25 protein-coding genes are annotated in these 26,833 nt (G+C 70.9%); 8 read left to right on the top strand and 17 right to left on the bottom strand.

From position 1 onward, the window contains the following. Positions 1 to 326 precede the first annotated feature (326 nt). Both O3W51_RS11120 and asnB read right to left on the bottom strand, forming a co-directional pair. Positions 327 to 1,547 carry an acetyl-CoA C-acyltransferase gene (locus O3W51_RS11120; protein ID WP_138356684.1) on the bottom strand — a complete coding sequence of 407 codons (1,221 nt, stop codon included), beginning with the start codon at positions 1,545 to 1,547 and terminating at the stop codon, positions 327 to 329. Between the two features lie 101 nt (positions 1,548 to 1,648). Continuing rightward, a complete protein-coding gene (gene asnB / locus O3W51_RS11115; RefSeq protein ID WP_269285486.1) occupies positions 1,649 to 3,472 on the bottom strand; it encodes an asparagine synthase (glutamine-hydrolyzing) in 1,824 nt (607 codons plus the stop codon). Between the two features lie 304 nt (positions 3,473 to 3,776). Here asnB and O3W51_RS11110 point away from each other — a divergent pair, with 304 nt between their 5' ends. After that, positions 3,777 to 4,814 (top strand): PHP domain-containing protein, encoded by a 1,038-nt coding sequence (locus tag O3W51_RS11110; protein ID WP_138356682.1) that lies wholly within the window; start codon positions 3,777 to 3,779, stop codon positions 4,812 to 4,814. A gap of 190 nt (positions 4,815 to 5,004) precedes the next feature. After that, positions 5,005 to 5,790 (top strand): VOC family protein, encoded by a 786-nt coding sequence (locus tag O3W51_RS11105; RefSeq protein WP_244809672.1) that lies wholly within the window; start codon positions 5,005 to 5,007, stop codon positions 5,788 to 5,790. Here the strand turns inward: O3W51_RS11105 and O3W51_RS11100 are convergent. Further along, positions 5,787 to 6,329, bottom strand: coding sequence for an ArsR/SmtB family transcription factor (locus O3W51_RS11100; protein WP_198358863.1), 543 nt, complete (start codon positions 6,327 to 6,329; stop codon positions 5,787 to 5,789). The two genes, O3W51_RS11105 and O3W51_RS11100, sit on opposite strands and share 4 nt — an antisense overlap. Positions 6,330 to 6,386: 57 nt before the next feature. Here O3W51_RS11100 and O3W51_RS11095 point away from each other — a divergent pair, with 57 nt between their 5' ends. After that, positions 6,387 to 7,301 carry a S41 family peptidase gene (locus O3W51_RS11095; RefSeq protein WP_138356679.1) on the top strand — a complete coding sequence of 305 codons (915 nt, stop codon included), beginning with the start codon at positions 6,387 to 6,389 and terminating at the stop codon, positions 7,299 to 7,301. A gap of 40 nt (positions 7,302 to 7,341) precedes the next feature. On the opposite strand, the gene O3W51_RS11090 is transcribed toward O3W51_RS11095, so the two are convergent. After that, complete coding sequence (locus tag O3W51_RS11090) at positions 7,342 to 8,196, bottom strand: NAD(P)H-binding protein (RefSeq protein WP_269285482.1); 855 nt, start codon at positions 8,194 to 8,196, stop codon at positions 7,342 to 7,344. After that, positions 8,193 to 8,618, bottom strand: a complete 426-nt coding sequence (locus O3W51_RS11085; protein ID WP_138356677.1) for a nuclear transport factor 2 family protein — start codon at positions 8,616 to 8,618, stop codon at positions 8,193 to 8,195. The genes O3W51_RS11090 and O3W51_RS11085 overlap by 4 nt, the downstream gene beginning before the upstream one ends. Positions 8,619 to 8,710: 92 nt before the next feature. On the opposite strand from O3W51_RS11085, the gene O3W51_RS11080 reads away from it, so the two are divergent. After that, positions 8,711 to 9,304, top strand: a complete 594-nt coding sequence (locus O3W51_RS11080; protein ID WP_138356676.1) for a TetR/AcrR family transcriptional regulator — start codon at positions 8,711 to 8,713, stop codon at positions 9,302 to 9,304. A 57-nt stretch (positions 9,305 to 9,361) separates the two neighbouring features. Here O3W51_RS11080 and O3W51_RS11075 read toward each other — a convergent pair whose 3' ends face one another. The 5 genes from O3W51_RS11075 to O3W51_RS11055 all read right to left on the bottom strand — a co-directional run bounded on the left by O3W51_RS11075 (position 9,362) and on the right by O3W51_RS11055 (position 16,813). Continuing rightward, complete coding sequence (locus O3W51_RS11075) at positions 9,362 to 11,359, bottom strand: elongation factor G (RefSeq protein WP_138356675.1); 1,998 nt, start codon at positions 11,357 to 11,359, stop codon at positions 9,362 to 9,364. 232 nt (positions 11,360 to 11,591) lie between these two features. Further along, complete coding sequence (locus tag O3W51_RS11070) at positions 11,592 to 11,960, bottom strand: DUF805 domain-containing protein (RefSeq protein WP_138356674.1); 369 nt, start codon at positions 11,958 to 11,960, stop codon at positions 11,592 to 11,594. Positions 11,961 to 12,210: 250 nt separating this feature from the next. Then, entirely contained in the window at positions 12,211 to 14,787 is a 2,577-nt protein-coding gene (locus O3W51_RS11065; protein ID WP_269285479.1) for a polynucleotide kinase-phosphatase, read from the bottom strand. Continuing rightward, positions 14,784 to 16,277: a 3' terminal RNA ribose 2'-O-methyltransferase Hen1 gene (locus tag O3W51_RS11060; protein ID WP_138356672.1), complete on the bottom strand. Its 1,494-nt coding sequence runs from the start codon at positions 16,275 to 16,277 to the stop codon at positions 14,784 to 14,786. The genes O3W51_RS11065 and O3W51_RS11060 overlap by 4 nt, the downstream gene beginning before the upstream one ends. 92 nt (positions 16,278 to 16,369) lie before the next feature. Then, positions 16,370 to 16,813 (bottom strand): MarR family winged helix-turn-helix transcriptional regulator, encoded by a 444-nt coding sequence (locus tag O3W51_RS11055; RefSeq protein ID WP_138356671.1) that lies wholly within the window; start codon positions 16,811 to 16,813, stop codon positions 16,370 to 16,372. A 42-nt stretch (positions 16,814 to 16,855) separates the two neighbouring features. On the opposite strand from O3W51_RS11055, the gene O3W51_RS11050 reads away from it, so the two are divergent. Next, positions 16,856 to 17,599 (top strand): dienelactone hydrolase family protein, encoded by a 744-nt coding sequence (locus O3W51_RS11050; RefSeq protein ID WP_198358860.1) that lies wholly within the window; start codon positions 16,856 to 16,858, stop codon positions 17,597 to 17,599. A 2-nt stretch (positions 17,600 to 17,601) separates the two neighbouring features. After that, positions 17,602 to 17,868, top strand: a complete 267-nt coding sequence (locus O3W51_RS11045; RefSeq protein WP_198358858.1) for a DUF6295 family protein — start codon at positions 17,602 to 17,604, stop codon at positions 17,866 to 17,868. A 66-nt stretch (positions 17,869 to 17,934) separates the two neighbouring features. Here O3W51_RS11045 and O3W51_RS11040 read toward each other — a convergent pair whose 3' ends face one another. From O3W51_RS11040 to O3W51_RS11030, 3 genes are all read right to left on the bottom strand, one after another. After that, positions 17,935 to 18,303: a VOC family protein gene (locus O3W51_RS11040; RefSeq protein ID WP_164294139.1), complete on the bottom strand. Its 369-nt coding sequence runs from the start codon at positions 18,301 to 18,303 to the stop codon at positions 17,935 to 17,937. Between the two features lie 96 nt (positions 18,304 to 18,399). Further along, entirely contained in the window at positions 18,400 to 19,548 is a 1,149-nt protein-coding gene (locus tag O3W51_RS11035) for a serine hydrolase domain-containing protein (RefSeq protein ID WP_269285474.1), read from the bottom strand. Positions 19,549 to 19,675: 127 nt separating this feature from the next. Then, entirely contained in the window at positions 19,676 to 21,004 is a 1,329-nt protein-coding gene (locus O3W51_RS11030; protein ID WP_269285472.1) for an aldehyde dehydrogenase family protein, read from the bottom strand. A gap of 53 nt (positions 21,005 to 21,057) precedes the next feature. Here O3W51_RS11030 and O3W51_RS11025 point away from each other — a divergent pair, with 53 nt between their 5' ends. Beyond that, the gene (locus O3W51_RS11025; protein WP_187145166.1) at positions 21,058 to 21,678 is read left to right on the top strand and encodes a TetR/AcrR family transcriptional regulator; all 621 of its coding nucleotides are present in this window, start codon (positions 21,058 to 21,060) and stop codon (positions 21,676 to 21,678) included. Between the two features lie 32 nt (positions 21,679 to 21,710). Here the strand turns inward: O3W51_RS11025 and O3W51_RS11020 are convergent, their stop codons facing one another. Continuing rightward, positions 21,711 to 22,004, bottom strand: coding sequence for an MmyB family transcriptional regulator (locus tag O3W51_RS11020; RefSeq protein WP_198358856.1), 294 nt, complete (start codon positions 22,002 to 22,004; stop codon positions 21,711 to 21,713). Between O3W51_RS11020 and O3W51_RS11015 the strand changes: the two genes are divergently transcribed. After that, positions 21,943 to 22,125, top strand: a complete 183-nt coding sequence (locus O3W51_RS11015) for a hypothetical protein (RefSeq protein ID WP_198358881.1) — start codon at positions 21,943 to 21,945, stop codon at positions 22,123 to 22,125. The two genes, O3W51_RS11020 and O3W51_RS11015, sit on opposite strands and share 62 nt — an antisense overlap. A gap of 54 nt (positions 22,126 to 22,179) precedes the next feature. Here O3W51_RS11015 and O3W51_RS11010 read toward each other — a convergent pair whose 3' ends face one another. The 3 genes from O3W51_RS11010 to O3W51_RS11000 all read right to left on the bottom strand — a co-directional run bounded on the left by O3W51_RS11010 (position 22,180) and on the right by O3W51_RS11000 (position 26,805). Beyond that, a complete protein-coding gene (locus O3W51_RS11010; protein WP_269285439.1) occupies positions 22,180 to 24,057 on the bottom strand; it encodes a phospholipase C in 1,878 nt (625 codons plus the stop codon). 184 nt (positions 24,058 to 24,241) lie between these two features. Next, positions 24,242 to 25,510 carry an iron uptake transporter deferrochelatase/peroxidase subunit gene (gene efeB, locus O3W51_RS11005; protein ID WP_198358852.1) on the bottom strand — a complete coding sequence of 423 codons (1,269 nt, stop codon included), beginning with the start codon at positions 25,508 to 25,510 and terminating at the stop codon, positions 24,242 to 24,244. Next, positions 25,507 to 26,805, bottom strand: coding sequence for an imelysin family protein (locus tag O3W51_RS11000; RefSeq protein WP_438817435.1), 1,299 nt, complete (start codon positions 26,803 to 26,805; stop codon positions 25,507 to 25,509). The genes efeB and O3W51_RS11000 overlap by 4 nt, the downstream gene beginning before the upstream one ends. Positions 26,806 to 26,833 lie beyond the last annotated feature (28 nt).

Here is a 26,833-nt window from a genome sequence, read left to right as displayed (position 1 = left end):
ACGGGCCACCTCATGATCATCTGGCTTAGACACCACAATGATCACGAAGCCCGTGCCTGCTCTGCTATGCGCCCCAACCGGTCACAACCCGACCAGCCGCACGACCCCGGAACTTGCAACCGCCCTGCCTGACCGGTGCCTGCGCTTGCTGTGCTGGGACGCCGCTCCCGTGCTGGGTTGGTGCTGGGATACTCGCCCCGGAAACCGTGCTCTCGCAGGTGAGAGCTCTGCATGTGGCGTTCGGGAACAACGTCAAGGCCCTGCAAGGTCGTTGACGCTGTTCCCGGCCCGGACGCGGTCCGCCGCACGGTCGGCGGCGGACCGGTCTACGAGGTGCGCTCCAGGACCATGGCCATGCCCTGACCTCCCGCGGCGACGACGCTGACCAGGGCGGTGCTCCGGTCGTCATGGCGCAGCGCCGTGAGCGCGGTGGTGGTCAGCCGGGCCCCGGCCGCTCCGTACGGCTCGCCCAGGGCGATGGACCCGCCGTGCGGGTTCATCCGCTCGGGGTCCAGGCCCAGTTCGGCGCAGTAGGCCAGGACCTGGGCGGCGAAGGGCTCGTTCCCGGCGACGGTGTCGAGGTCCGACAGCGACAGCCCGGCCCGCGCGAGTGCCGTCCGGGTCGCGGCGACCGGGGCCGGGCCTTCGGTCTCGGGTGTGGCGGCGCTGACGCCGGTCGAGAGGATCCTGGCCAGCGGGATGTGGCCGTGGGCGCGGGCGTACTCCTCGGACATCACGACGACGGCCGCGGCTCCGTCCGACAGTGGCGCGCTGTTGCCCACGGTGATCCGGCCGTCGGGACGGAAGCGCGGCGGCAGGGCGGCGAGGGTCCGTTCGGTCACTCCGGTGCGGGGGCAGTCGTCCGTCGCGGTGGTCGTACCGTCAGGGCTCTTCACCGCGACGATGTCACCGAAGTGGAAGCTCTCGGCGAGGGCGAGTTGGGTGAGCCGGTGGGAACGGGCGGCGTAGGCGTCCATGTCGGTGCGGGTGATGCCGTAGACGTCGGCGACGTTCTCGGCGGCGAGACCTACCGGGATGTAGGGGTCGGGCGTCCCGCCCTTGTCCCGAGGGTCGCTCCAGGGCGCCGTGCCCGGGCCTGAGCGCTCGACGGTGCGCTGCCCGGCGACTCCGAAGGCGGGGTTCTCGGTGCCGGGCCAGGTGTCCGAGCTGCCGTGGGCGAGCCGGGACTGGGACTCGACCCCGGCCGCGACGACGACATCGGCGTCACCGCAGCGCACGGCCTGGGCGGCCATGCGGACGGCCTGCAGGGAGGAGGTGCAGAAGCGGTTGACGGTGACGCCGGGGACGTGGTCCCAGCCGAGCAGGATCGCGGCGATCCGGGCGATGTTGAACCCCTGCTCCCCGCCGGGCAGCGCACAGCCGACGACCAGGTCGTCCACGCTTTCCGGTAGCAGCCCCGGAACGCGGGCGAGGGCCTCGGCGACGGTACGGGCGAGCAGGTCGTCGGGGCGCACCGCGGCCAGCGAGCCCTTGTGGGCGCGGCCGATGGGTGTGCGGACGGTGGAGACGATCACGGCGTGCTGCATGGCGGACATCCTGTGCGATCGGGGTGGTGGGAGGGGACGTTCGGGGCGGTGTTCGTAGTGCCAGGAGAAGTTCCGGCGCGTGTCCGGAGGTGGGCGGAGATTCAGAGGTGCAGAGCGGGCCGGTGGGTGCGCAGCCACAGGTCCAGGTCCAGGACGAGCTCCAGCCCCTCACGGGGGAAACGTTTCGTGCCGGAGGGTTCCAGCAGCAGACTCCGCACCGCGCGCACGTCGAGCAGGTCGGTGGCCGGGCTTCCGGTGGCGAGCAGCCGGCTGACCTGACCGGTGAGCGCGGCACGGTAGGCGGGGTCGCGGACCATCGGATAGGGGCTCTTGCGGCGGGCCAGGACCGGTGGGGGGAGCAGGTCCGCGACGGCGGCGCGCAGCAGGCTCTTCTCGCGGCCGTCGAAGGTCTTGAACTCCCAGGGGGTGTTGAAGACGTACTCGACCAGCCGGTGGTCAAGGAACGGAACCCGGACCTCCAGGCCTGAGCCCATGCTGAGACGGTCGGTGCGGTCCAGCAGGCAGGGCAGGAAACGGGTCAGGTTGAGGTAGCTGTCGCGGCGCAGCGCGGCCTCGCCGGGCGTGGTGCCCGGCAGGTGCTCGATCTCGGCGGCTGCGGCCGCGTGCAGGTCGGCGCGGTGCGCGGGCAGTTCCAGAGCCGCGGCCAGAGCGGGGTCGAGCAGCCGGGTGAGGTCCGACCGGTCCAGCACGGTGTCCCAGGGAAAGGATTCTACTGCCGCAACCCGAGGGGTGAACCAGCGGTAGCCGCCGAAGATTTCATCGGCCCCCTCTCCGGACAGGGTGACCGGGAAGTGCTCGCGGACCGCGCGGAACAGCAGCATCAGCGACGTGTCGAAGTCGCCCATCGTCAACCCGTCGCGCAAAGAGCCGACACGGGAGCGGTGGGACGGATCCGCGAGATCCTGGGCCGCCGGGGCGACCGTGCGGTGCGCGGTGTCCAGATGGCGCACCATCAGGTCGGCGTAGGGTCCGTCCGGGTCGCGCTCCATGGCGTCCTGGCCGGAGGCGCCGGCGCCCAGGTCCACCGACAGCGTGTGCAGGACGTCGACCTCGGGGCGGGCCAGGGCGGCGATGGCGCTGGAGTCCAGCCCCCCGGACAGCAGGACACTGACCGGGACATCGGCCCGCAACTGCCCGGTGACGGCCTGGCCCAGCAGGGTGCGCACCCGCTCCACCGTGGTCGGAAGGTCGTCACGGTGTTCGGCGGGCGTCAGCGACCAGTAGCGGCGGGTACGCACACCGTCGGGAGTCAGGGTCGTCACGGTGCCGGGCTCGATCTCCCGTAGCCCCGCGAAGGCGCTGCGCCCCGGTGTCTTGATCATCGGGTGGGCGGACAGCAACAGTTCCCGCAGCCCGTCCAGCTCCAGCCGGGCCGGCACGGCAGGGTGCGCCAGCACCGCCTTGGGCTCGGAGCCGAACACCACCCCATCGCTGGTCCGCGCGTAGCACAGCGGCTTGATCCCGAACCGGTCGCGCACCAGGGTCAGCCGCCGGTGCGCGGGCTCCCATGCCGCGTACGCGAACATCCCCTCCATGCGGGCCGGAGCCTGTTCGCCCCAGGCGTCGACGGCCTGCAGTACCACCTCGCTGTCGCAGCGGGTCCTGAACCGGCGCCCGCGCGCGGTCAGTTCCGCCCGCAGCTCCGCGTGGTTGTACACCTCACCGGTGAACACCACCGCCAGAGCCGTGCGCCCGCCCCGCGTCAGCACCAGCGGCTGACGCCCGCCGATCAGGTCGACGGTGGCCAGGCGGGTGTGCCCCAGCCCCGCCGCATCCCCGGTCCAGGCAGCCGAGGCATCCGGCCCCCGGCAGGCCAGCGTCTCCGTCATCTCCTTGAGGGAGACCTCTTCGGTCCCCGAGGGCGCGCAACCCGCGAACCCGGCATAGCCGGCCAGCCCACACATCGGTGAAACTCCCCACGCCTCCGCACGCGCGGCAGGCTGTAAATCCCAGGACCCCGCCCCGTGACGCGTGTGCCGGCCGCGGCTACGGATCCGCGACCGGACTCACTGCGCCGGCCGCCATCACTGAAACGATCAAGGCCCGACCAGGTCACCGTCGGAGCACGGTGATCCGGCGCGCAGGGCGTCCGGGGTGCGCCGGCAGCGGTGCCGGGCGAGAGTGGAACGGTGCGGCGGGCCCGCCGACGTGCCGCTCCCGCGGCGACGGCGACCGGCGGAGGCAGGCGGCCGGCCCGAGGAGGCCACGATGGAACCGGTGAAGGCGCTGGACCGGATCGCCTTTCTGCTGGAGCGCGCCCAAGCGGCGACGTACCGGGTGGATGCGTTCCGTACGGCGTCGGAGGTGGTCGCGGGGCTAGGGCCCGAGGAGGTCGCCGCACGGTCGGCGGCCGGCACGCTGCAGGCGGAGAAGGGCATCGGTCCCAAGACGGCCCAGGTCGTCAAAGAGGCGCTGGCCGGGGCCGTGCCCGGCTACCTCGAACGGCTGGAGGCGGAGGCGGCGGCGCCGCTCGCGGAGGGCGGAACGGCGCTGCGCGCCCTGCTGCGCGGCGACTGCCATCTGCATTCGGACTGGTCGGACGGCGGCAGCCCCATCGAGGCGATGGGCCGGACCGCGGCGGAACTCGGGCACGAATGGGCTGTGCTCACCGACCACTCGCCCCGCCTGACCATCGCCAACGGACTGACGGCCGAGCGGCTGCGCCGGCAGCTGGAGGTGGTGGCCGAACTGAACGAGCGGTGGGCTCCGTTCCGCCTGCTGACGGGTATCGAGTGCGACATCCTCGCCGACGGCTCCCTCGACCAGGAACCCGACCTGCTCGACCAGCTCGATCTGGTGGTCGCCTCGAGCCACTCCGAGCTGCGGATGGACTCTCCCGCCATGACCCGGCGCATGATCAATGCGGTCGGCAACCCGCTGATGGACGTCCTGGGGCACTGCACCGGCCGTCTGCTGTCGGGGCGGAACCGCCCGCCGTCGCAGTTCGACGCGGCAGAGGTCTTCGCGGCCTGCGCGGAGGCCGGAACGGCGGTCGAGATCAACAGCCGCCCGGAACGGCTGGACCCGCCGCGCGACCTGCTGGTCCAGGCCGTCGACGCCGGGGTGTTCTTCGCCGTCGACACGGACGCCCACGCGCCCGGTCAGCTCGACTGGCAGATTCTGGGATGCGCGCGCGCCGAGACCTGCGGAGTGCCGGCGGAGCGGGTCGTCAACACCTGGACCGCACCCCAGCTCACGGAGTGGACACGTACCCGGAAGCCGCCCTCGGACGGTGACTCTGCGTGACGACCCTGTCGGCCGTGACCGCCGTTCGCGGTACCGGTCCGCGGCCGCTGTCGGGTCCACGTGCGGCATAAGGGTGTCAACGCCAGCGAACAGGCATGAACAGTGGCAAAGTGAACGGTGTCCCCCTGCGTGAGGCGAGGCTGCAGACATGGCTCCTTCTGAAAGCGCGGTCCAGGGAGCGCCGTGTTGGGTGACCCTGACCGCCGCCGACCTGCCGGCGAGCAAGGCCTTCTACAACCGCGTGCTCGGCTGGCAGTACCGGCCCGGATTCGGGCTCGACGAGTACGCCGAGGCGATCAGCGACGGCGAACCGATCGCCGGTCTCGGCGAGACAGGACACTCCTTCGGCGTTCCGGCCTGCTGGTCGGTGCACTTCGCGGTCGACAGCGTGGACCGTGCCGCCGGGCGGATCCGTGAACGGGGCGGTACCGTCGCCGTCGGCCCACTCCCGTTCGGTCCGGGCCGGGTGGCCTGGGCCATCGATCCGGCAGGCGCGCCGTTCGCCCTGTGGGAAGGGCCACGGGAGCCGCACTGGTCCCCCAGGGGCGGCGGTCGGGGTCTGTGGATCGAGCTGCACACCCGGGATGTCTTCGCGGCGGCGATCTTCTACAGCGAGGCCCTGGGCTGGGACACCGAACCACCCGAGCGCTGCACCCTGCGGTACGAGAACGACCAGGTGTTCGTCGACATCAACGGCCGCACGGTGGCCGCCCTGCACGGCGGAGCGGTGGAGGAGGCCCCGGACCCGAAGGTCCGCCCGCGCTGGCAGGTCACCTTCAGAACCCCCCACCCGAACATGGCCGCAGAACGCGCCGAAGCGGCGGGCGGAGCGATCGTCAGCGCGCCGGACGACACCGCGCCGGGTTTGGCGACACTCCTCCGGGATCCGGAAGGCACGCTGTTCAGCGTCGCCGCACAGACCGCGGAGATCGGCCCGGAGGAAGCGACGCCCCACCAGCCGTCGGACACGGTCTAGGCCGAACCGCCGGGTTCGGGGAGCTGTGCGTGCTGGTACAGGGCGAACAGCATGCCGTGCACCGGTTCGGACTCGGCGTCCTCCTCGGTCTCGTCGATCAGCCGGGCCAGCCTTTCGCCGAGACGTTGCGCCTTGGCGGGGCTCAGGTGCAAGTGGCGCAGGGTCAGATGGGTCTCGGCGGGGGAGCGGTCCAGTTCCTGGGCGAAGGCGCCGAGCATCGCCGCCGTGCCGGCCGCCTCGGGTTCGGCGACGATCATGCGCCGGGCGACGCGCTGGTAGTACTGCTCGGTGCCGCCCCGGACCTGCCGGGTCTCGGCGACGTGGACGAGGCCGGCCGTCCGCAGCACCTTCAGGTGGTGTGCGACGTTGCCCTTGGCGGTCTCGAGGTGCGCCGCGAGCTGGCTGATGGTGGCGGGGCGAAGGCCCAGGGCGAACAGCAGCCGTTGGCGCAGCGGGTGGGCGAGCGCCGCGAACTGCTCCGGCGAGCCGATCTCCTGGACTTCCTGAGGCGTCGGGGGGTAAGAGGGTTGCTCGGGCATGAGCTAAGTGTCCAATACTCTTGACGCTTTTGGAAGAGCGGTGTTCTACTCCCTGCCATGACCACCATGACGCAGATCAGTACCGCTCCCGTCATCGAGGAGACGGCCCAACTCGTTCTGGAGCACTACGTTTTCCCCGAAGAGGCCGAGCGCCTCGCGACCCTGTTGCGGCGGCGCCTCGCCGAGGGGGCGTACGACGTCGACAGCGCGGAGGAGCTCAGCCGGCTGGTCACGACCGACCTGCAGTCGGTCAACGGCGACCGGCACCTGCGGCTGCTCCATCACACCGAACCGGTGCCGAAGGAGCGGGGCGCTGCCGCCCTGGCCGCCATGCGCAGGGATTTCGACGCCACGCTCGGCGGTGTTCCCCGGGTGGAGCTGCGGGACGGCGGGGTCGCCGTGCTGGAGCTGACTCCCATGCTCTTCCCGCTGGACTGGGCCGCCGAGCCGCTGGCGGCCGCGCTCACCCTGGTCGCCCGGGCCGACGCCCTCGTTCTGGACGTGCGCGGCAACCGCGGCGGGGACCCGGACACGGTCGCGTTCGTCTGCAGCTACCTGCTCGATGAGCGCACCCACCTCAACACCATGTACTGGCGCGACGGTGAACGGTTCGGGCAGTCCTGGAGCCTGCCGTACGTCCCCGGAGCACGCTTCGGCGGCAGCAAGCCGCTGTACGTGCTGACCAGCGGCAGCACCTTCTCCGCTGCGGAGGAACTGGCCTACGACCTGCAGCAGTTGGGCCGTGCCGTTGTCGTCGGCGATGTGACGCTCGGCGGTGCGCATCCCCGCCAGGGCTGGACGGTGCACCCGCATCTGGAGGCGAGCATCCCGACCGGCCGCGCGATCAACCCGGTCTCCGGCACCGACTGGGAGGGCACCGGCGTACAGCCGGACGTCGTCTGCGCCGCTGCCGACGCCCTCGACCGCGCCCACGCGCTGGCCCGTACCCGGTTGACGGACGCTACCGGCTGACGCGTCCCTCGGGCTCGCGGCGGCGGGGATCCGGGGGCCCTCAGCCCCGGATCCGGTCCAACTCCCGTTCCGCGAAAGCGCGGAAGCTGTGCGGTGCGCGACCGGTGAGGCGCTGGACGGTGTCGGTGGTGCGGTCCTCGGCGCCTTCGGCGATGGCGCGGTCCATGCCGGCGAGCATCGCGGCGAACCCGGCGGGCATGTCGGCGGCCAGGCGGTCGCGCATCTGCTCGTAGGTCAGCCGGTCATGGGTGACGGTCCGGCCGGTGGCCCGGGTGAGGACGGCGGCGATGTCGTCGTAACTCAGGGCCTGCGGACCGGTGATGATCAGGTTGGTGTTCGGGGCCTGTGCCGCGGTCAGTGCGTGTACGGCGACGGCGGCGATGTCGTCGGCGTCGACGAACCCGACGCGGCCCTCACCGGCCGCCGTTCGGATGGTCCCGTCCGCTCTGATGGTCCGGGCGTGCGCGTGGTCGCCGCTGAAGTTCAGCATGAACCACGAGGGGCGCAGGACCGCCCCATCGGCTAACAGGCCGGGCAGGGCCTGGTGCACCTGCCCCACGGCGGGGCCGCCGGCGGGGATCGCCGACGAGCTGAGCAGGACCGCCCGGTGGACGCCGGCGGCGCGGGCCTGCCGGAGGAAGGGCAGCATGACGGCTGCCGGGTCCGGAGCTCCGAGCGGCGGGATGAGATAGACCCGGTCCGCGCCGTCGAGCGCGGCTTCGAAGGAGGTGGGGTCGTCCCAGTCGAACCGTACGGGAACGGCCCCGGCCACGGGGGTGGCGCGTCGGCCGGCGGCCCTGACGCGCCGCCCTTCGGCGGCCAGCCGCGCGGCGACGCGGCTGCCGGTGGTGCCGGTGGCACCGATGACCAGGGTGAACTTCTCGGACCCGGTCATCGGTTGCTCCCGGCGAAGTCGGTGGCGGGGTCCTGGACGGCGAGCGGGTTCCAGTAGTCGCGGTAGCCGGTGATGAGGCCGTTCCTGACGGTGACCACGGCGATGTAGGTCATCTCGAAGGGGCCGTCGGTCTCCACCAGGCGGCCCACGGCGCGCATCTCGACCACGATGGTCTCCGGGACGACGGTCTGGTGGATCTCCACGGAGGGGAAGTCGTGCAGGTCTATGTGGTCGGGGTAGCCGCGCATGTACTCGGCCACGGCCGCCTTGCCCTCCAGCCGCTTCGGCCAGCCGTCCGGGGCGAAGGGGAACTCGAGGATCCCGTCCTCGTCCCACAGGTCGGTCCAGGCGGGGATGTCCTTGTCCAGCAGTAGCTGCAGGCCGTGGCGGTAGAGGTCCGCCGGTGCGGTGGTCACGCTCATGGTTGCTCCATCCCGTACGATACGGACCGTGGGTCCGTTTCATATGGGAGACGATACGGACCCGGGGTCCGTTTTGCAACCGGAGGAACCGCATGACCGAACGCAAGCCACGCGCGGACGCCACGCGCAACCGGGAGGCCGTTCTCGCCGCCGCCGACACACTCTTCGCCCAGTGCGAGAGCCCTCAGTCGGTCACCATGGCCGACATCGCGGCGGCGGCCGGCGTCGGCAAGGCAACGCTCTTCCGGGGGTTCGGCGACCGCACCGGTCTGATCCAGGCGCTGTACGAGACGCGGCTCGCGCCGATCCGGCTCGCCGCCGAGGAGGGGGCGCCACCTCTGGGGCCCACCACCCCGCCCCTCCAGCGGGTACCCGCCCTCCTCGACGCCCTTCTGTGCTTCAAGCTCGACAACCGCCACCTCGCCCTCGCGCTGGAGGGAACCGGCGGCGACAGCCCTTATGCGGCAGAGCACTACGAGCTGTGGCACGGCACCCTCCGGACCGCGCTGGAACGGATTCCCGGATTCGCCGACAGCGACTTCACCGCCCACGCGCTGCTCGCCGCCACCCGCGCCGACCTCGTGGAACACCTCGTCGGCCAACAGCGGACGTCTCGCAAGCAGTTGCGGGCCCACCTGGCGGCCTTCGCCGCCAGGGTCCTGAGATCACGGGCAACGGACGGCTGATCCGGTGCTTCCGTGCGGGGCGCGGCCTCGGCCGTGGTCGTCGGCCCTGATGAGCCGTCACCCTCCGGCCGCCCGGCGGGTGACCCGCATCAGGTACTCCCTGCGGTGGAGCGGATCGTGGTCCGACCGCGGCCGGTCGGGGACCGCACCGCAGACCGGTTGGTAGTGGTCGAATGCGCACTCGAGTACGCCTTCGCCGCGCGTCAGCGACGGCATCTGCCGCTCCAGTGCGTGCACCGAGGCGGCCGGGATCTCGCCCTCCACCACGTACGACGAGCCCCGTACCGCCGAGGTCTGCGGTACGGCACGCAGCCGTGCGAGCACGGGCAGCACCAGCCCGAACATGTCCGCGGGGATGTCCAGGCCGAACCGGTGCATCGGCTCGTACACCCGGCTCACCGCCTGCTGCAGCGCGCTCATCAGCACCAGAGGCGTCAGGTTGCGGAAGTCCCCGGCGGTGCTCGACATGCTCTTGTCGAAGACGGCATGAGCGTGACTCTGCCGTGCCGCATAGCCGGAATGCGTCATGGTGACCGTGCAGTCGGTGACCTGCCAGCCGTGGATCCCCTGCTCCAGCGTCGTCCTGACGGTCTCCTCGACCGCCTTGAAGAACGAGTACGGCATCGAGCCGAGTTCGACCTCCAGCCGGAACCCGACACCACTGCCGACCGGTGCCGGGTCGATGCGCAGTCCCACCGTCGCGAGGAACGGATTGGGATCGACGTGGATGAACTCGGCGGCCGCGCCGGTGCCGACCGGCCGTTCGATGTGAATCGTCGTCGTCTCGCGGAAGGCGACGTCGACGCCGAAGTCGTTCGCCAAAGTGGCCTGGATGACCTCTTTCTGTACTTCGCCGTAGAGCGAGACGGAGGTCTCCTGGCGGAGACCGTCCTGGCGCAGGTTGATCAACGGGTCCTGCTCCGCGAGCTGTGTCAGGGCGACGTGCAGTGCTCCCTTGTCGGCGGGGCGAAGCGGCGCGACGATCGTCTCCAGGGTCGGCGGGGCGAAGTGGTGACCGTCCGGTCGCGTCGCGCGCGGAACGCCGATGGCGTCACCGATACGGACATCGCCGATTCCCCACAGCTTGCCGATCTGACCCGCGGTGAGGGCGTCACCCGGGACGTCCGAGCCGCGCTCGTAGACGCTGAGCGCGGTGACCTTCCCCTCCTCGTCCCCACGGAACGGCAGGCGGTCCCGCACCCGCACGGTCCCCGAGAACATCCGGACGTATGCGATCTTCTCCCCGGCAGAACCCCGTTCGACCTTGAAGACGGTGCCCGAGACCGGACCGTCGGCATCGTCCTCGGCGGTGGGCAGCAGTTCGGTGATCCCGGAGATCAGCGCATCGACCCCCGCACCGGTGATCGCCGAGCCGAAGAACACCGGATGCACCAGCGCCCGCTTCGTCTGCGCCGCGAGTTCGCCCCGCAGCCGGGGACAGGAGAGCGCGGCCTCGTCGTCGACATACGCTGCCAGCAGCGCTTCGTCGCGACCGGTGAGGAGATCGACGAGTCCGGACCTGAAATCGGCGTCGGCGGCGTTGTAGGGCCGGGACGTTGCGCCGCGCGTGCCGAGCGCGGTGGCCGGGCCCATCGAGATGCTCGCCGGAGCCAGTTTCTCGGCGATGCTACGGAGCACGTCGTCGTACTGGGCTCCACTGCGGTCGATCTTGTTGACGAAGATCAGCGTGGGAATCCCCAGCCGCTGCAGCGTGCGCATCAGCACACGGGTCTGCGCCTGCACGCCCTCCACGGCGGAGATGACCAGCACAGCTCCGTCGAGCACGTTCAGCACCCGCTCCACCTCGGCGATGAAATCCGGGTGGCCGGGGGTGTCGATCAGATTGACGGTGACGTCGTCGACGACGAACGAGGCGACGGCGGACTTGATGGTGATGCCGCGTTGCCGTTCCAGCGACATCGAATCGGTCTGCGTACTGCCGTCATCGACACGGCCGATCGTGTCGATGACCCCTGCGGCGTGGAGCAGCCGCTCGGTCAGGCTTGTCTTTCCGGCGTCAACATGCGCCAGGATTCCCAGGTTCAGCGTATGCACTCGGTGTCATGTCCTTGAGATAGATGGCAATTCCCTCCTGGATGGACATGAACGTTCCGCACATAATCGGGACTCCTGGATCGATCGGGCTGTCAAAGGGAAGTGCAGCAGACGGCCGCCCCGGGAGGCAACCGCTTTATGGCCCCGGGGTTCGAAGCACCGGAACGCCGACTGCCCACCGGCGAGGCCGGCGGGCAGTCGGAGAAATGCGGGCGGCATCGGCCGCTCAAGGTCAGGCGAAGTGGGCGTCCCGCACCGGGACGGCCTTGGGGTTCGGGCCGAACGCGTTCGTCTGCTGCTCGCTGTCGGCGCTCAGCATGACCAGCAGGCAGATGTCGCCAATGAGCGGGACGGCTCCGAGGAGCACCCACCACCCTCTGCGCCCGCTGTCGTGCAGCCGGCGGACGGTGACTCCCAAGGCGGGAAGGAATGTCGGAACGATGTACACCAGTACGAGCCACGGCGATCCGATCGCCCAGTCCAGGATCATCAGGGCGGCGATGATGATGCTGTGGAACAGGGTGAACATCCAGTATTCCCGGCACCGTGCGCGCCCGCCGAATACCGCATATTTCTTGAGTACGTCGAGGTAGTAGTGCATTTCGTCCCCCCATAGGACTGATAGGCCCGTCCTAGTGGATCAAGCCAGACGGGAGAACCATATGGGGGTGATGTGCACTGGTCAAGGGGAAATGTCCCCCTGGTTGAGGACCGGCTGGTCCCGGTCGGCGGGCAGGCTTCTCGCGGATCTTATGAGGCCCCCTGGCCCCTGGGTGCCAGGGGAACCGGGAGGGTCAGGGGGCTCAAGAGACGCGTGGAAGGAAGCTGTTGCCCGCCGGCCGGGATTGCGGTCAGAGCCTCGGGTCGACCGGTTCTGACTCCAGGGCCAGGACCGCGAAGACCGCCTCGTGGACACGCCACAGGGGTTCGCCCGCCGACAGTCGGTCCAGGGCTTCCAGGCCGAGGGCGTACTCGCGCAGCGCGAGTGAGCGCTTGTGGCCCAGGAAGCGGGAGCGCAGCTTGGTGAGGTTGTCCGGACGGGTGTACTCGGGGCCGTAGATGATCCGCAGGTACTCGCGGCCCCGGCACTTGATGCCGGGCTGGACGAGGCGCCCGTTCCCGCCCCGGACCAGGGCCTGGAGCGGCTTGACGACCATGCCCTCGCCGCCGGCGCCGGTCAGTTCCAGCCACCACTCGGTACCCGCCGCGACCGACTGCTCGTCGGCGGTGTCGACGACGATCCGCCGGGTCGCCTGCAGCAGTCCCGTCGGGTCGTTGGAGACCAGGCGGTCGATCAGCGTGAGCTGCTCGTCGTGCGGGAGCGCGGCGAGGCTGCGGCCCTGGACGGCCAGGATCTGGAAGGGCGCGAGACGCACCCCGTCCAGGCCCTCGGTCGGCCAGCAGTAGCGCCGGTACGCGTCGGTGAACGCGGCGGCGTCGGTGGCCCGGCCGCGCTGGCGCGCGAGCAGGTCCGACACCGCGGTGCCACGTGCGGAGGCGGCCTCCAGGGCGGCGATCGCGCCCGGGAACACCGCGCCCGACGCGGCGCCCACGGCGGCGTACTGCCGGCGCAGCAGACCGGACGCCTTCAGCGACCAGGGCATCAACTCGGCGTCGAGCAGCAGCCAGTCCGTCTCCAGTTCGTCCCACAGCCCGGCGGTGGTGACGGCTTCCCGCAGGCGGGCCAGGATCTGCTCGGTGACCGCCGGGTCGTCGAAGAACGGGCGCCCGGTGCGGGTGTGCAGCGCGCCGCTCACCCCCGGCTCGGTGACACCGAAGCGTGCCCGTGCCACCTCCGCGTCACGGCAGACCAGCGCCACCGCGCGCGAGCCCATGTGCTTCTCCTCGCACACCACCTGGCGCACACCGTCCGCACGGTAGGCCGCGAAGGCCTCGTGCGGGTGCTCCAGATAGCCCTCCTCCTGCGAGGTCGCGCAGGGCGACATCGTCGGCGGCAGGTAGGCGAGCAGCCGCGGGTCGATCGCGAACCGGCTCATGACCTCCAGCGCGGCGGCCGCGTTCTCCTCGCGGACCGCGACCCTGCCGTGCTGCGACGTCTCGACCGCGCGACGGCCCGCCACGTCGGCGAGGTCCAGCGGTCGGCCGTCGTGGCCGCCCGGTGTCTCGGTGACGAGCGGCTTCACCGGCTCGTACCAGACGCGCTCGGCCGGCACGTCGACGAGTTCGCGCTCGGGCCAGCGCAGCGCGGTCATCTTGCCGCCGAACACCGCGCCGGTGTCGAGGCAGATGGTGTTGTTGATCCACGACGTGTCGGGGACGGGCGTGTGCCCGTACACGACGGTGGCGCGGCCCCGGTAGTCCTCGGCCCACGGGTAGCGGACGGGCAGGCCGAACTCGTCGGTCTCGCCCGTGGTGTCGCCGTAGAGCGCGTGCGAGCGGACCCGGCCGGAGGTACGGCCGTGGTACTTCTCGGGCAGGCCGGCGTGGCAGACCACGAGCTTGCCCTCGTCGAGCACGTAGTGGCTGACGAGCGACTCGATGAACTCCAGCGCGCGGGCGGCGAACTCCGGCTCCTCGCCGGAGATCTTGTCCAACTGCTCGATGGTCTCGGCGAGCCCGTGGGTGTGCTGCACGTTGCGGCCCTTGAGGTAGCGGCCCAGCTTGTTCTCGTGGTTGCCCGGCACACACAGCGCCGAACCGGCGGCGACCATGCCCATGACGAGGCGCAGCACGCCGGGGCTGTCGGGACCGCGGTCGACGAGGTCCCCGACGAAAACGGCGGTGCGCCCGAGCGGGTGCACGGCGCCCACCGGCCGGCCCGCCGCGTCCCGTTCCAGGGCGTAGCCGAGCTTGTTGAGCAGCGTCTCCAGCTCGGAACGGCAGCCGTGGATGTCGCCGATGATGTCGAACGGCCCGCTCAGGTGCCGCAGGTCGTTGTAGCGGCGCTCCAGGACGATCTCGGCGTCGTCGATCTCCTCGGTACCGCGCAGGATGTGCACCTTGCGGAAGCCCTCACGCTCCAGTCCGCGCAGGGAGCGGCGCAGTTCGCGCTGGTGGCGCTGGACGACGTGCTTGGGCATGCCGGCCCGGTCGGGGCGCGCGGCGTTGCGCTCGGCGCAGATCTGCTCGGGCACGTCGAGGACGATGGCGATCGGCAGCACGTCGTACTGGCGGGCGAGGCCGATGAGCTGCTTGCGGCTCTCGCTCTGGACGCTGGTCGCGTCGATGACGGTCAGGCGTCCTGCGGCGAGCCGCTTGCCCGCGATGTAGTGCAGCACCTCGAAGGCGTCACGGCTGGAACCCTGGTCGTTCTCGTCGTCGCTGACCAGGCCGCGGCAGAAGTCGGAGGACAGGATCTCGGTGGGTTTGAAGTGACGGGCGGCGAACGTCGACTTGCCGGAGCCGGTGGCTCCGATGAGGACCACGAGGGACAGGTCGGTCACGGGAAGTGTGCGCTTGCTGGTCATGCGGCCGACTCCTCCTTCGGGGTCTGAGCGGTCGGTGAGGTCTGGTCGGATTTCCGGGTGAAGGCCGCCAGCTGCGTCGGCGGCCCGACCTCGGGGTCGTCCGGTCCTACCGGGACGTACGCCACGTGGTAGCCGTGCCGCTGTGCGACGCGGTCCGCCCAGTCGCGGAACTCCGCGCGGGTCCACTCGAACCGGTGGTCCGCGTGCCGGACGTGTCCCGCGGGCAGCGTCTCCCACCGCACGTTGTACTCGGAGTTCGGTGTCGTGACGATGACGGTCCCGGGCCGGGCGGCGCCGAAGACGGCGTACTCCAGGGCCGGCAGCCGCGGCAGGTCGAGGTGTTCGATGACCTCGCTGAGCACGGCGGCGTCATAGCCCTTGAGCCGGGTGTCGGTGTACGTCAGCGAGCCCTGCAGGAGCTTGACGCGGGCGGCCCGGTGTTCTCCCATCTGCTCCAGACGCAGCCGGCGGGACGCCGTGTGCAGCGCCCGCACCGATACGTCGACACCGACGATCTCGGAGAAGCGGACGTCCTTCAGCAGTTCGCCGACGAGCTGACCCTGCCCGCAGCCGAGGTCCAGCACCCGGACCGCGCCCGCGGAGCGCAGCGCTTCGAGGATCGCGTCGCGCCGCTGAGCGGCCAGCGGCGCCGGCTTCTCCTCGGTGTCGGTGCTCTCGTCGACCGCGTTGTCGATCTCCTCGACCTCGATGTCGTCGGCGTCCGCGAGCCGGGCCAGCTCCAGACGCTCCATGGCCTGGCGCGTCAGGGCCCGGCGGCGGGACAGATAGCGGCTGGCGATCAGCTGCTGCTCGGGGTGGTTCTCCAGCCAGCCCTCACCGAAGCGCAGCAGTTTGTCGACCTCGTCGGACGAGATCCAGTAGTGCTTGGAGTCGTCCAGGACCGGCAGCAGGACATACAGGTGCCGCAGCGCGTCCGACAGCCGCAGCTCACCCTCCAGCGTCAGCCGTACGTACCGCGAGTCGCCCCACTCGGGGAACTGCGGGTCCAGCGCGATGGGTTCGGCTCCGACGGTCCAGCCCAGCGGCTCGAACAGCGCCCGCACCAGGTCGGCGCCACCGCGGGCGGGCAGCACCGGTACCTCGATGCGCAGCGGCAGCGGGGCCGCGGCGCGTTCGGGGTGCGTGCGGCACTCTCCGCGCAGGGCGCTGGAGAACACCGTGCGCAACGCGACGGCCAGCAGTGACGAGGCCGCGTACGGCCGGTCGTTCACATACTGCGCGAGCGCCGCGTCGGGCGCCCCGCCCCGGTCCTTGCCCGTGCCCTTGGCACGCCGCACCAGCGCCACCGGATCCACCTCCAGCAGGAGCGCTGCCGTGCAGATCTGTGCGGACGCCTCGGGGTAGAAGACGTGCGCGTCGCCGTAGGAGGTCGAGAAGGCCTGGGCCTTCTCCGGGTGCTTGTGCAGCAGGAAGCCGAGGTCCGTTGCGGGACGCTCGTCGTTGCCGGTGAGAGATATCGTCAGGAACACATGCACGAGTATTAATGGCTTCACCCGCTGCCACCAGGCATTTTTGGTGACAGAACAGGCTCGGCGCCCCCTGCGGAGCGACGGCCCGGTGGTCAGACGCTCCGGGCGATGCGCTCGAGCAGCGGGATGGCGGCGGCCAGTTGTGCCCGCTCGGCAGGGGTCAGTTCCTCGGAGATGGCCCGGGTCAGCCGGCGGGCGCGTTCCTTGTGGGCCCCCAACAGGCCTTCCCGTCCCGCATCGGTGAGCGAGAGCACGATCCGGCGGCCGTCGTCCGGGTCCGGAGCCCGGGCCACCAGCCCACGCTCCTGCAGCCCGGAGATGATCGTGGACATCGACTGCGGGCGGATGCCCTCACCCGCGGCGAGCTCGGCCGCGGCGGCGGGGCCTTCGCGGCCGAGCCGCACCAGTACCGAGGTCTGCGACAGGGTCAGTTCGCCGTCCGGCTTCACCTGCCGCAGTCTGCGAACCATCGGCCCCAGACAGGCGCGCAGGTCGGCCGCGATGCGTGCCGCGTCACTCTGGATCATCACAGTCATCAGTATAAACTTATCAGTTCTCCCTTATGATATAGGTGTCTCATGAGTGATTCCCTGACTGCCGAAACCATCCGGATCACCGGGCACGGCGGCGACGAGATGGAGGCGTACCTGGCCCGGCCCCACGGTCAGGAGCAGCGTGGTGGTGTGGTCGTCATCCACCACATGCCCGGCTACGACCGAGGCACCAAGGAGATCGTCCGCCGCTTCGCCGAGCTCGGCTACGACGCGATCTGCCCCAACCTCTACTTCCGCGAGGCACCGGGCGCCGCTCCCGATGACGCGGCGGCGGTGGGCAGGGCGAACGGCGGAGTCCCGGACGCGCGGCTGATCGGCGACGTCGCCGCCACGGCGGCCCACCTGCGGGCGCTGCCCACCAGCAACGGCAAGGTCGGCGTGATCGGCTACTGCTCGGGCGGCCGGCAGAGTGTGCTGGCGGCCTGCAACCTGGACCTGGACGCCGCGGTGGACTGCTACGGCGCGTTCGTCACCGGCACCGTGCCGGCGGAGTTCCCGCTGCGGATCACCAACCTGGTCGACCAGCTGCCCCGGCTCCGCGCTCCGCTGCTCGGGCTGTTCGGCGCCGAGGACAAGTACCCCACCCCCGAGCAGGTGGCCGAACTGGGGCAGATCCTGACCGCCAACGGCAAGGACTTCGAGTTCCACAGCTATGAGGGCGCGGGCCACGCCTTCTTCTCGACGGACCGCCCCGCCTACAACGTGGCGGCGGCCAACGACGGCTGGGAACGGATCACCGCCTTCTACGCCGACCACCTGGGGGCCTGAGCATGTGCACCTACACGACCGTCAAGGACTCCGTCGACGGCAGCGCCAAGGGGCCGAACGGCTCCTGGTTCCATGTCACCGATGTGACGGTGTACTTCGACCACCCCGTGCACGCCATGGCCGAGCACACCCTCAACATCGACTTCGCCGACCCCTCCAAGGGCCCCTCGGCGCGCGTCGCCCTCGAACTGACCGAGGAATCCGGCCGCCGGCTGATCGCCGCCATCCAGGAAGCCCTGGCGGCGGTCCCGGCCGAGCTGGCGGTCTGACGGCGGGTCGCTGCAGCCTTCTCGTGGCCGCCGACGATTGACCAGGCGGGAGCCGTAGGGCGCTCGTCAGCCGTGTGTGGTGTCGATGACGCAGAAGCGGTTGCCCTCCGGGTCGGCGAGCACGATGAAATCCGCGTCGTCGGGATAGAAGTCCCAGTCGACGCGCTCGGCGCCGAGGGACACCAACCGCTCGACCTCGGCGGCCTGGTCGGCCGCGTCTCCGGCGTAGAGGTCGAGATGGATCCGCGGCTGGTCCTGGACCGGCGTCTCGCTGCGGCCGAGGGACAGCTGTGCCCCGGTGCCTTCCGCCGGTACCAGGACCACCCAGTCGTCCTCGGCCTCTTCACGCGGCACGTATCCCAGGGCTTCCATCCAGAAGGCCGCCGCGCGCGGCACGTCCGAGACACCCAGCACGATGGAGCCGATTCGCAGCATGGGCCGATTCTGGCAGTCGCCGGCAGCCGGCGGCAGCACCGGCACAGCGACTGAGCCGCGCGGACGGGTAGCCCTCGTCGCGTCGGGCCCCGGCTCTCAGGCGTCCGCCGCGTAGCGCCAGAAGTCCCGCATCACGGCGGGCGGGGTCGGGCCGGACATCTCCAGTTGGCTGAGCAGGATGGTGACCGCGCCGGTGGACGGGGTGATGTGAGCCGCCGTTCCGGTGCCGCCGACCCAGCCGTAGCGTCCCGGCACGTTCCACGGGTCGACGGCCGCGACGTCGACGGAGCCGCCGAAGCCCCAGCCCTGGCCCTCGAGGAACAGCCGGCCGGCATCGCGCTGCGACCGGGTGAGGTGGTCGGTGGTCATCTGCCGCACCGATGCGGAGGACAGCAACCGGCGGCCGTCGACGGTTCCGTCGGCGAGCAGCAGCCGGGCGAAGGCGTAGTAGTCGTCGACGGTCGAGACCAGTCCGCCGGCGCCGGACGGGAAGGCCGGCGGGCTGCTCCACTGCCCGTCAGGGGCGTCGACCAGTTCGGGTCCGCCTGCCGGGTCGGTTCGGTAGTAGCTGGTGAACCGGTCGAGTTTGCCGGCCGGTACGTCGAATCCGGTGTCGGCCATGCCGAGCGGCTCGAAGAGCCGGTCGGCCAGGAACTCGGGCAACGGACGGCCCGCAACCCGGGCGATCAGCACACCCAGGATGTCGGAGCAGGTGTTGTACAGCCAGACCTCGCCCGGCTGGTGGAGCAGCGGAATGCCGGCGAGCGTCGCCATCCAGGCGTCCGGCGCCGCGGTGAGCTGCGGCTGGGGCGGTCCTTGCTTCAGCTCGCTGAACAGCAGACCGACCGCGGGCAGCGAGAAGTCGGACGGGAAGCCGTACCCGGCGCGGAAGGTGAGCAGATCGGCCACCGTGATCGCTCTGGCGGCCGGGACCACATCGTCGACCGGGCCGGCCGGGGTACGGACGACCGTCGGCGACGCCAGTTCCGGCAGCCACTGCCCGACCGGGTCGTCCAGCGCGATCCGGCCGTCGTCGACGAGCATCATGAGCGCCGCGGCAATCACGGGTTTGGTGATCGAAGCGATGCGGAAGATCGAATCCCTCACCATCGGAGAGATGCCGTCGACGTCGGCGGAACCGACGACCTGCACCTCCACCTGGTCGCCGCGAGCCACCAGACCCACCGCTCCCGGCGTCGGCCCGTCGCTGACATGCGTTTTGAGGATGTCGTGCAGGTTCGTCATCGGTCCACCTTCTCGAGTGTGCGGTCGGAAACAGGACTCCCGGCGCGGCACGGAGTCATCGGTCCCGAGCCGTCCGATTCGATCCGGCCCGGCGCGACCCCGGTCCAGCCGCCCGCCCAACCCCCCGTCACGACAGTGGCTTGTCCAGCACCGCCTTGCTGTGGCTGAAGGTGTCGATCGAGTACTCGCCGTGATACCGGCCCATCCCGCTCTCGCCGACGCCGCCGAAGGGGAGTTCCGGGGCGGTGAGGTGAGCCACCGGGATGCCGAAGGTGAGCGCGCCGGAGGAGGTCTCGGTCAGCAGGCGCTGCTTGGTGTCGTCGGACGCGGTGAACGCGTACAGGGCGAGCGGCTTGTCGCGCTCGTTGATGAACGCGATCGCGGCGTCGAGGTCCGGCACGGACACGATGGGCAGGACCGGGCCGAAGATCTCCTCCTTCATGACGGGGGAGTCGGGGGCGACATCGGCGAGCACGGTGGGTGCCAGGTAACGCGTCGCGCGGTCGTGCGTGCCGCCGGTCACGGTGCGTCCGCTGTCGAGGAGGCCGGTGAGCCGGTCGAAGTGCCGCTCGTTGACGATGCGCCCGTATTCGGCGGAAGCGGCGGGGTCGGCGCCGTACAGATCGTGCACGGCCGAGGCGAGGTACGGCTCGACGGCCTTGGCCGTGTCGCCGATGGCCAGCACGTAGTCGGGGGCGACGCAGGTCTGGCCGGCGTTGAGGAACTTCCCGAACGCGATCCGCTGCGCGGCCGCGGCCAGATCGGCGTCCTGGTCGAGGACCACGGGGCTCTTGCCGCCGAGCTCCAGCGTGACCGGCGTCAGGTGCTTGGCGGCGGCGGTCATGACGATCCGGCCGACGGCACCGTTGCCGGTGTAGAAGATGTGGTCGAAATGCTGCTCCAGCAGCGCGGTGGTCTCCGGGATCGCGCCTTCGACGACCGCCACGGCCTCGGTGTCGAGGTAGCGGGGGAGGAGCCGGGCCATCGCGGCGGAGGTCGCGGGCGCCAGCTCGCTGGGCTTGACGACGACGCAATTGCCGGCCGCCAGCGCTCCGACCACCGGCGTCAGGGCGAGCTGGAGGGGATAGTTCCACGGCGCGATGACCAGGACCACGCCGAGCGGGTCACGGACGACGTACGCCTGCGCCGGCAGGAGCTTGTCGGGAAGCGCGGCGGGGCGCGGGGCCAGCCAGGTGTCGAGGTGTGCGAGGGTGTGGTCGATCTCGTTGATCGTGAAGCCCACCTCCGTCCGGTAGCCCTCCTTGAGGCCCTTTCCCAGGTCCGATCGCAGAGCAGCGGTGACCTCGTCGCTGTTGTCCACGAGGAGGGTGCGCAGGGCTTCGAGCTGGGCGCGGCGCCAGGCCGTCGGCTTGGTGCGGCCGGTGGCGAAGGCGGAGCGCAGGCGGTCGACGACGCCGGTGGCGTCCAGGTCCGGGGTTTCGTCATGGTGTGTCATGAGACCCAACGGTACACAAAACGAAAAGCTTTCGTTTCGTATACCCTGATGACGTGACCGAGCACACCGAGAACGATTCCCCCGTACGGGGCAGGCGCCGTGACATCGGCCGTGACCGCGTCCTGCTCGAAGCCACCCTCGAGGTCCTGTACGAGAAGGGCTACGGCGGGCTGACGACGGCCGAGGTCGCCAAACGGGCCGGCGTGTCCACGGCGACGCTCTACCGCCGGTGGAGCTCGAAGCAGGACCTGGTCATCGGCACGGCCACCCAGTGGGCCCGTGACCTCGGACCGGGCGAGGACACCGGCACCCTCGACGGGGACCTCACCGCGCTCCTGCGGGACAAGGCGAGAACCCTGGACGGACCGGGAGGCCGGCTGCTGCACGTCCTGATCGGTGAGGCAGCCCACAACCCGGCGCTGGCCCAGGTCCTCGACGACGCCGTCGTCCAGCCCGTCCGGGACCGGGCCGCCGCGCTGGTGGCGCGCGCGGTCGGGCGGGGCGACATCCCGCCCCTGGAGGACACGCACGTGCTGGCCGACCTGGTGGTGGGAGCGATGGTCAGCCGGGTGTTCCTGACGCCCGGCCCGTCCTCGCCGTCACCCACGGGCGAAGCGATGGCCCGCGAACTGCGCCCGTTCCTGCTGCGAGCCCTCGGGGCCCGCCCCGCCTGACCGCCGGGTCCGCCGATCGTCCGCTCCCGCCTTCAGACATCGTCGAGCAGTGCGAGAACCCGTTGGAGACCGTCCTCGCCCACCGGCACCTGCAGGACGAGCAGCAGGTCGGGATCCTCGACCGGGCGCACCTGGTAGATCTCCAGGTCCAGCCGCCCGATCCGGGGGTGATCGATCGCCGTTGTGGCCGGGCGGAAATAGCGGACCGGGTACTCCGCCCACCACGCCCGGAACTCCGGGCTGGCCTCGGACAGCTCGGCCACCATGACGGCGGATCGCGGATCGTCCGGCTGCTCCCCGACGGCGGCCCGGAACTGGCTGAGCACCGCACGCGCGGCCGTGCTCGGTGCCGGAGGTCCGCCCGACCAGGCGGAGATCGCGGCGATCCGGGCCCGTCACGACATCCAGCAACTCACCCCGCTCACCACCACGCCGCCCACGCGCTGAGCGAGTCGAAGGCCGCCCCCAAGATCCCCGGGGGCGGCCTTCCTTCGGGGTTCTCTACCGCGCGGTGTTCGTGCGGGCCTTGCGGCGGTGGATCAGCAGCGCGAGGCCGGCGCCGCCGGCCGCGAGTACTCCGGCGGTGATGCCGAAGGGGAGGACGGCCGAGGAGGAACCGGTGTCGGCGAGCGTCTGCGGAGCCATGTTGCTGGCCGGACCCGTGGACGCTGACGGCGCGGGCACCGGCACCGGGTTCTTGGGGATGTCCTTGACGGACGTCACCGAGCCGTCCGTGTTGAGCAGCACCTGCTTGCCGTTGGGGTGCTGGAAGTCGAAGGCCGACGCGAGCGATCCGGCACGGGTGTCGAAGGAGGCGTCGCCGATGCGGTCGGTGTGCCAGTTGTCCTCGATGAACCGGGTGATCGAGGCCTGCTCGGTGCGGGTGTGGTCAACGGAGTTGACCTTGCTGTAGGGGGAGATGACCAGTAGCGGCTGACGCGTGCCGGGGCCGCAGCGGTCGGCGTAGTCACCGGCCGCGGCGGGGCCGGCCTGGCAGGCGGGGCTGTCGACCGTCTTGCCGTTGGAGCCGATCGCGGTGTTCTTCGAGCCGTTCGCCGGCTTGGCGTAGGCATGGTCGTACCAGCCGTCGGAGTCGTCGTAGGCGACGACAACGGCGGTGTCCTTCCACTGCGGCGACTGCTGCACCTTGTTGATCTGCTCGACGAGGAAGTGCTGCTCATCGATCGGGTCGGAGTAGGCGGCGTGGCCGTCCTGGAATTCCGGCGCCTTGAGGAAGCTGACCGAGGGCAGGTTCCCCGCCTTCAGCGCGCTGTCGAAGTCGGTGAGGTCGTAGGTGTGGTTGGCCGGCCCGTTGTGGCCGATCTCGGCGACGCTCGCGGGCGCCAGGTGGTGCGGGTTCGACGTCGACCTGTAGTACTGGAACGGCGAGTGGTGCGGGCTGTAGTCAACGACCTGGGCGCCGCCCAGGTTGGCGTGGGTGGTGCCGGCGCACTTCGCGTAGTGGCCCTGCTGCCCGTCCCAGGCGGTACTGGGGCGGAATCCGCCCTGGAACCAGCCCCAGCTGACCTTCTGGGCGTTGAGCAGATCACCGATGTTGCGGCCCTGCAGAACCGCGAGGGCGTTCTTGCTGCTGTGGTCGGCGTCCGAGCAGTCGTCGAAGGCCGGGTCCGGGTCGTTGATCAACGTGCCGACGCCCTTGGCGTCGGGCGAGACGACGGCGTACGGGTCGGGCGTCGCCGTCTGCTTCGGGTGCTCGGTGCCGGAGGCCGGGTCGACGGAGATCACTCCGTGGGTCTGCGCGGAGATCAGATTGATGGCCCCGGGGGTCGACGGTCCGTAGGTCGTGCCGTAGGAGTTGTCGCCGAGCGAGTAGTGCTGGGCGTAGTTCCACATCGCGGTGACGGTGTTGCCGTCGTAGTAGTCCATGACCAGGCCGGGCTCGCCGAACAGGTTGCCGGAGCACTTGCCGGAGTCGGTGTTCTGGACGTACTCGTCGGCCTTGCCGCCGTTGGCCGCGTACTGCTCGGGGCCGTAGTTGTGGTTCTGGTCGCAGGTCATGGCCTGCTCCGGGCCGAGGCGCTTGGGCAGGTACTGGTTCGGGTTCTTCTTCAGCAGGCCGGCGGTGCGCAGGGTGTCGATGTTCTTCGGGGTGCGCTTGTCCGCGGTGAACGTCGTACCGTCGGTGTTCGCCGCCACCGGGTAGGTGCCGAAGTAGTGGTCGAACGAGACGTTCTCCTGGAAGATGACCACCAGATGCTTGACCGGGGTGGTCGTCGCGGCGCCGCCGGGGTGGTAGTCGGGGGAGTCCGCCCGGGCGGGGCCCGCCCCGCTGAGGAGGGTGAGTGCCGCGGCACCTGCGCATGCTCCCCAGCGCGCGGCCCGGCGTCCGGGATCCGTCGCTCTTCCTGCGTTGCCCATGTTCTGTCAGCCTCCGCTGTCGACCGGTCGCGATGTAGGTTACGGAACGCGATCCTTCGTTCGGCCCGCGACACCCTGACCGCCTATCAGTGTCGTGCGGATGAACAGCCGGTCAGGAACAACAGGCCAACGCTTGACTTGCCGTTGACCGTTCCGGGCGGGGCGTCACCGAAGTCTTCGACTGCTATGGGCGTATATGCGGGTTCTGGGTGAGCAGGGCCCGTCCCAGCCAGTCGGTGCGGTCCCGGACTCCGGGCAGGACGAAGAAGTAGCCGCCCCCGAACGGCTGGACGTAGTCCACCAACGGCTCGCCCGCGAGGCGCTTCTGCACGGTCTCGAACTGCCGGACCAGGTCCTGCTGGTAGCAGGAGAAGATCAGCCCCATGTCGAGGTTGCCGTTGCTGTCCATGCCCCGGTCGTAGTTGTAGCCGCGGCGCAGGATGCGCTGGCCCTCGGTCTGCGGGGTGCGGGGGTTGGCGAGGCGGATATGACTGTCGAGCGGGATCACATCGCCTTTGGGATCCTGCGTGTACCTGGGCGCGTCGAACTCGGCGTCACCGTCCAGCGGCGCGCCGGTGTCGCGGCTGCGGCCGAACATCCGTTCCTGCTCGGTGATCGAGACCCGGTCCCAGAACTCGACGAGCATCCGGATCAGCCGCACCACCTGGTAGGTGCCGCCGGCGGTCCACCGCGGTTCGGCGCCCGCGCCCACCCAGAGCAGCCGGTCCGCCTCGGTCGCCTTCGCCGTGTCCGGGTTGGCGGTGCCGTCCTTGAACCCGAGGTGGTTGCGGGGCGTGCCGCTCGGGCGGGGCGGGCTGGTGAAGCCGTCCATCCGCCAGCGCACCTGCAGACCGCCGCGGGTGTGGCGGGCGATGTCACGCAGCGCGTGCAGCACGACGTCCGGGCTGGACGCGGACAGCTGCAGGCTCAGATCGCCGTGGCACCAGGCCGGGTCCAGATCGTCGTCGGGGAACGACGGCATCACGCCCAGCCGCGACGGCTTGAGATCCGTCAGTCCGAAGCGGCCGTCGAACAGGGAGCTCCCCACCCCGGCCGTGACGGTCAGACCACCTGACGGGACCTGCGGGCCGAGCACGCCGGAGTCGGACGGCGGTGCGGTGATCCCGACCGGGGGCGGGGTCCCGCCGGCGGCCAGGAACCGGGCCCGGTCGGTGAGCGTACGGAGGAGCTCCGTCAGCTCCCGGCGGCCCTCGGCGGTCACGTCGAACGAGACCATCGCCGTGGCGCGCTGCGGCGGCGTGAGGATTCCGCCCTGGTGCGCACCGTGGAAGTCACCGGGCGCGGTGGGCGTGTCCGTGGAGTCGGCGGCGGACGTGGCCGCGCTGGGCCCGGCGTCCGACACGGCGGCTCCCGACACCGCGGCTCCGGCCACCGCCGTACCGATACCGGCGGCCGCACCGCGCAGGAGTCCGCGTCGTCGCACCTGGCTCATGTCGTTCTCCGTACATCGCACAGGGCCGCCACCGGGGCCAGCCGCTCCACCAGTTCACTCATGTCGCTGTTGATCCGCTGCCGGTCCGCGCGGGGCAGCGTGCCCAGCGGAGCCCAGGTCCCGTCGTAGTCGAAGGAGTCGAGGGTGTGCTGGGTGCGGTCCAACCAGGCGTCCAGTCGCGGCAGTTCAGGGAACCGGGTCGCCAGCAGCGGGTGCAGCCGGCCGAGCAGCTCACGTGTCCCGTCGAGATTGGCGCGGGCGGTGGCGAGGTTGCTGCCGCTGCCGTAGTCGGTGCGTCCGGTCAGTTCCCGCTGCACGGTGTTCTCCAGGATCTCGTGCGCGCGCAGCCCCAGATCCCCCGGATCCATCCGCTCCTGCGGCCACCCGTCCCGCAGCGCCCGCACCGCCTCGGCGAGAGCGTCAGCGGGCCCGCGCAGCGACGCCGCGGACTCCCCGTGCCACAGCCCGTACTCGACGCGGTGGAACCCCGCGAAGCCGGGGTCGGCAAGGCTGCCGGGCAGCCCTGCCGTCGTTCCGTTGATCGCGGAGTCCGCGTCCCCGAACGTTCCGTACGCCGCGCCCATCCGCTCGTAGACCAGATGCGCGGGCAGCCACGCGCGCCGGGCCGCCGCCAGGTCGCCGGCGTCGACGGCGTCCTTCAGCGCAGCGGTCCGCTCCGCCAGCTCGACGGTTCTGGCCTGGATCCACTGCTGGTAGGCCAACGTCGGCGGGATGAGATCGTGCGCCGTCACGGGCACGGCGGCCGGTCCCCGCGCGGCCGACCCTCCGCTCACCCGTACCGTGGGACCGGTGACGGCGTCCGCGTCGTCGGGCAAGCACTTGAACGCGTACGTACCGTTCCCCAGCAGCACGCGCATCGGCCGGGTCGTGCCGGGCGCCAACCCCTCCACCTCGCCGTAGACCGCGCCGGTGGCCGGATCCAGGAGGTCGACCTCGGCGGCCCCGCTGGAGGTGTTGCGGAGATCGAACACCTGCGTCCCCGGCTGCGGGCGTACCCAGCCCTGTCCGCAGCTGCTCCGCGACACCTCCACGGAGGTGTGCGGCAGACCATCGTCCGCGTGCGGCGGCGCGGGGTCGTCCGCCGTCTGCGGGCCGTCCGGCGACCCCGCCCACAGGGCGACCCCCGCGATCAGTGCCACGGAGGCGACCACGCCTCCCGCCAGCCACACCTGCCGGCGGCGTCGGTGCCACGGCGGCCGGCCAGGATCTCCGACCTGCCCCGCAGGATCGTCGGTGTCCTGGCCGGGGTCGGAGACGGGGCCGGGGCCGGGCACAGCGGGCCTCCAAGGATGTCGGCGGTGG

Source organism: Streptomyces sp. H39-C1 (assembly GCF_027158125.1).
GTDB classification, from domain to species: Bacteria; Actinomycetota; Actinomycetes; order Streptomycetales; family Streptomycetaceae; genus Actinacidiphila; species Actinacidiphila fildesensis.
This window is presented reverse-complemented; position numbering and strand designations above follow the sequence as displayed.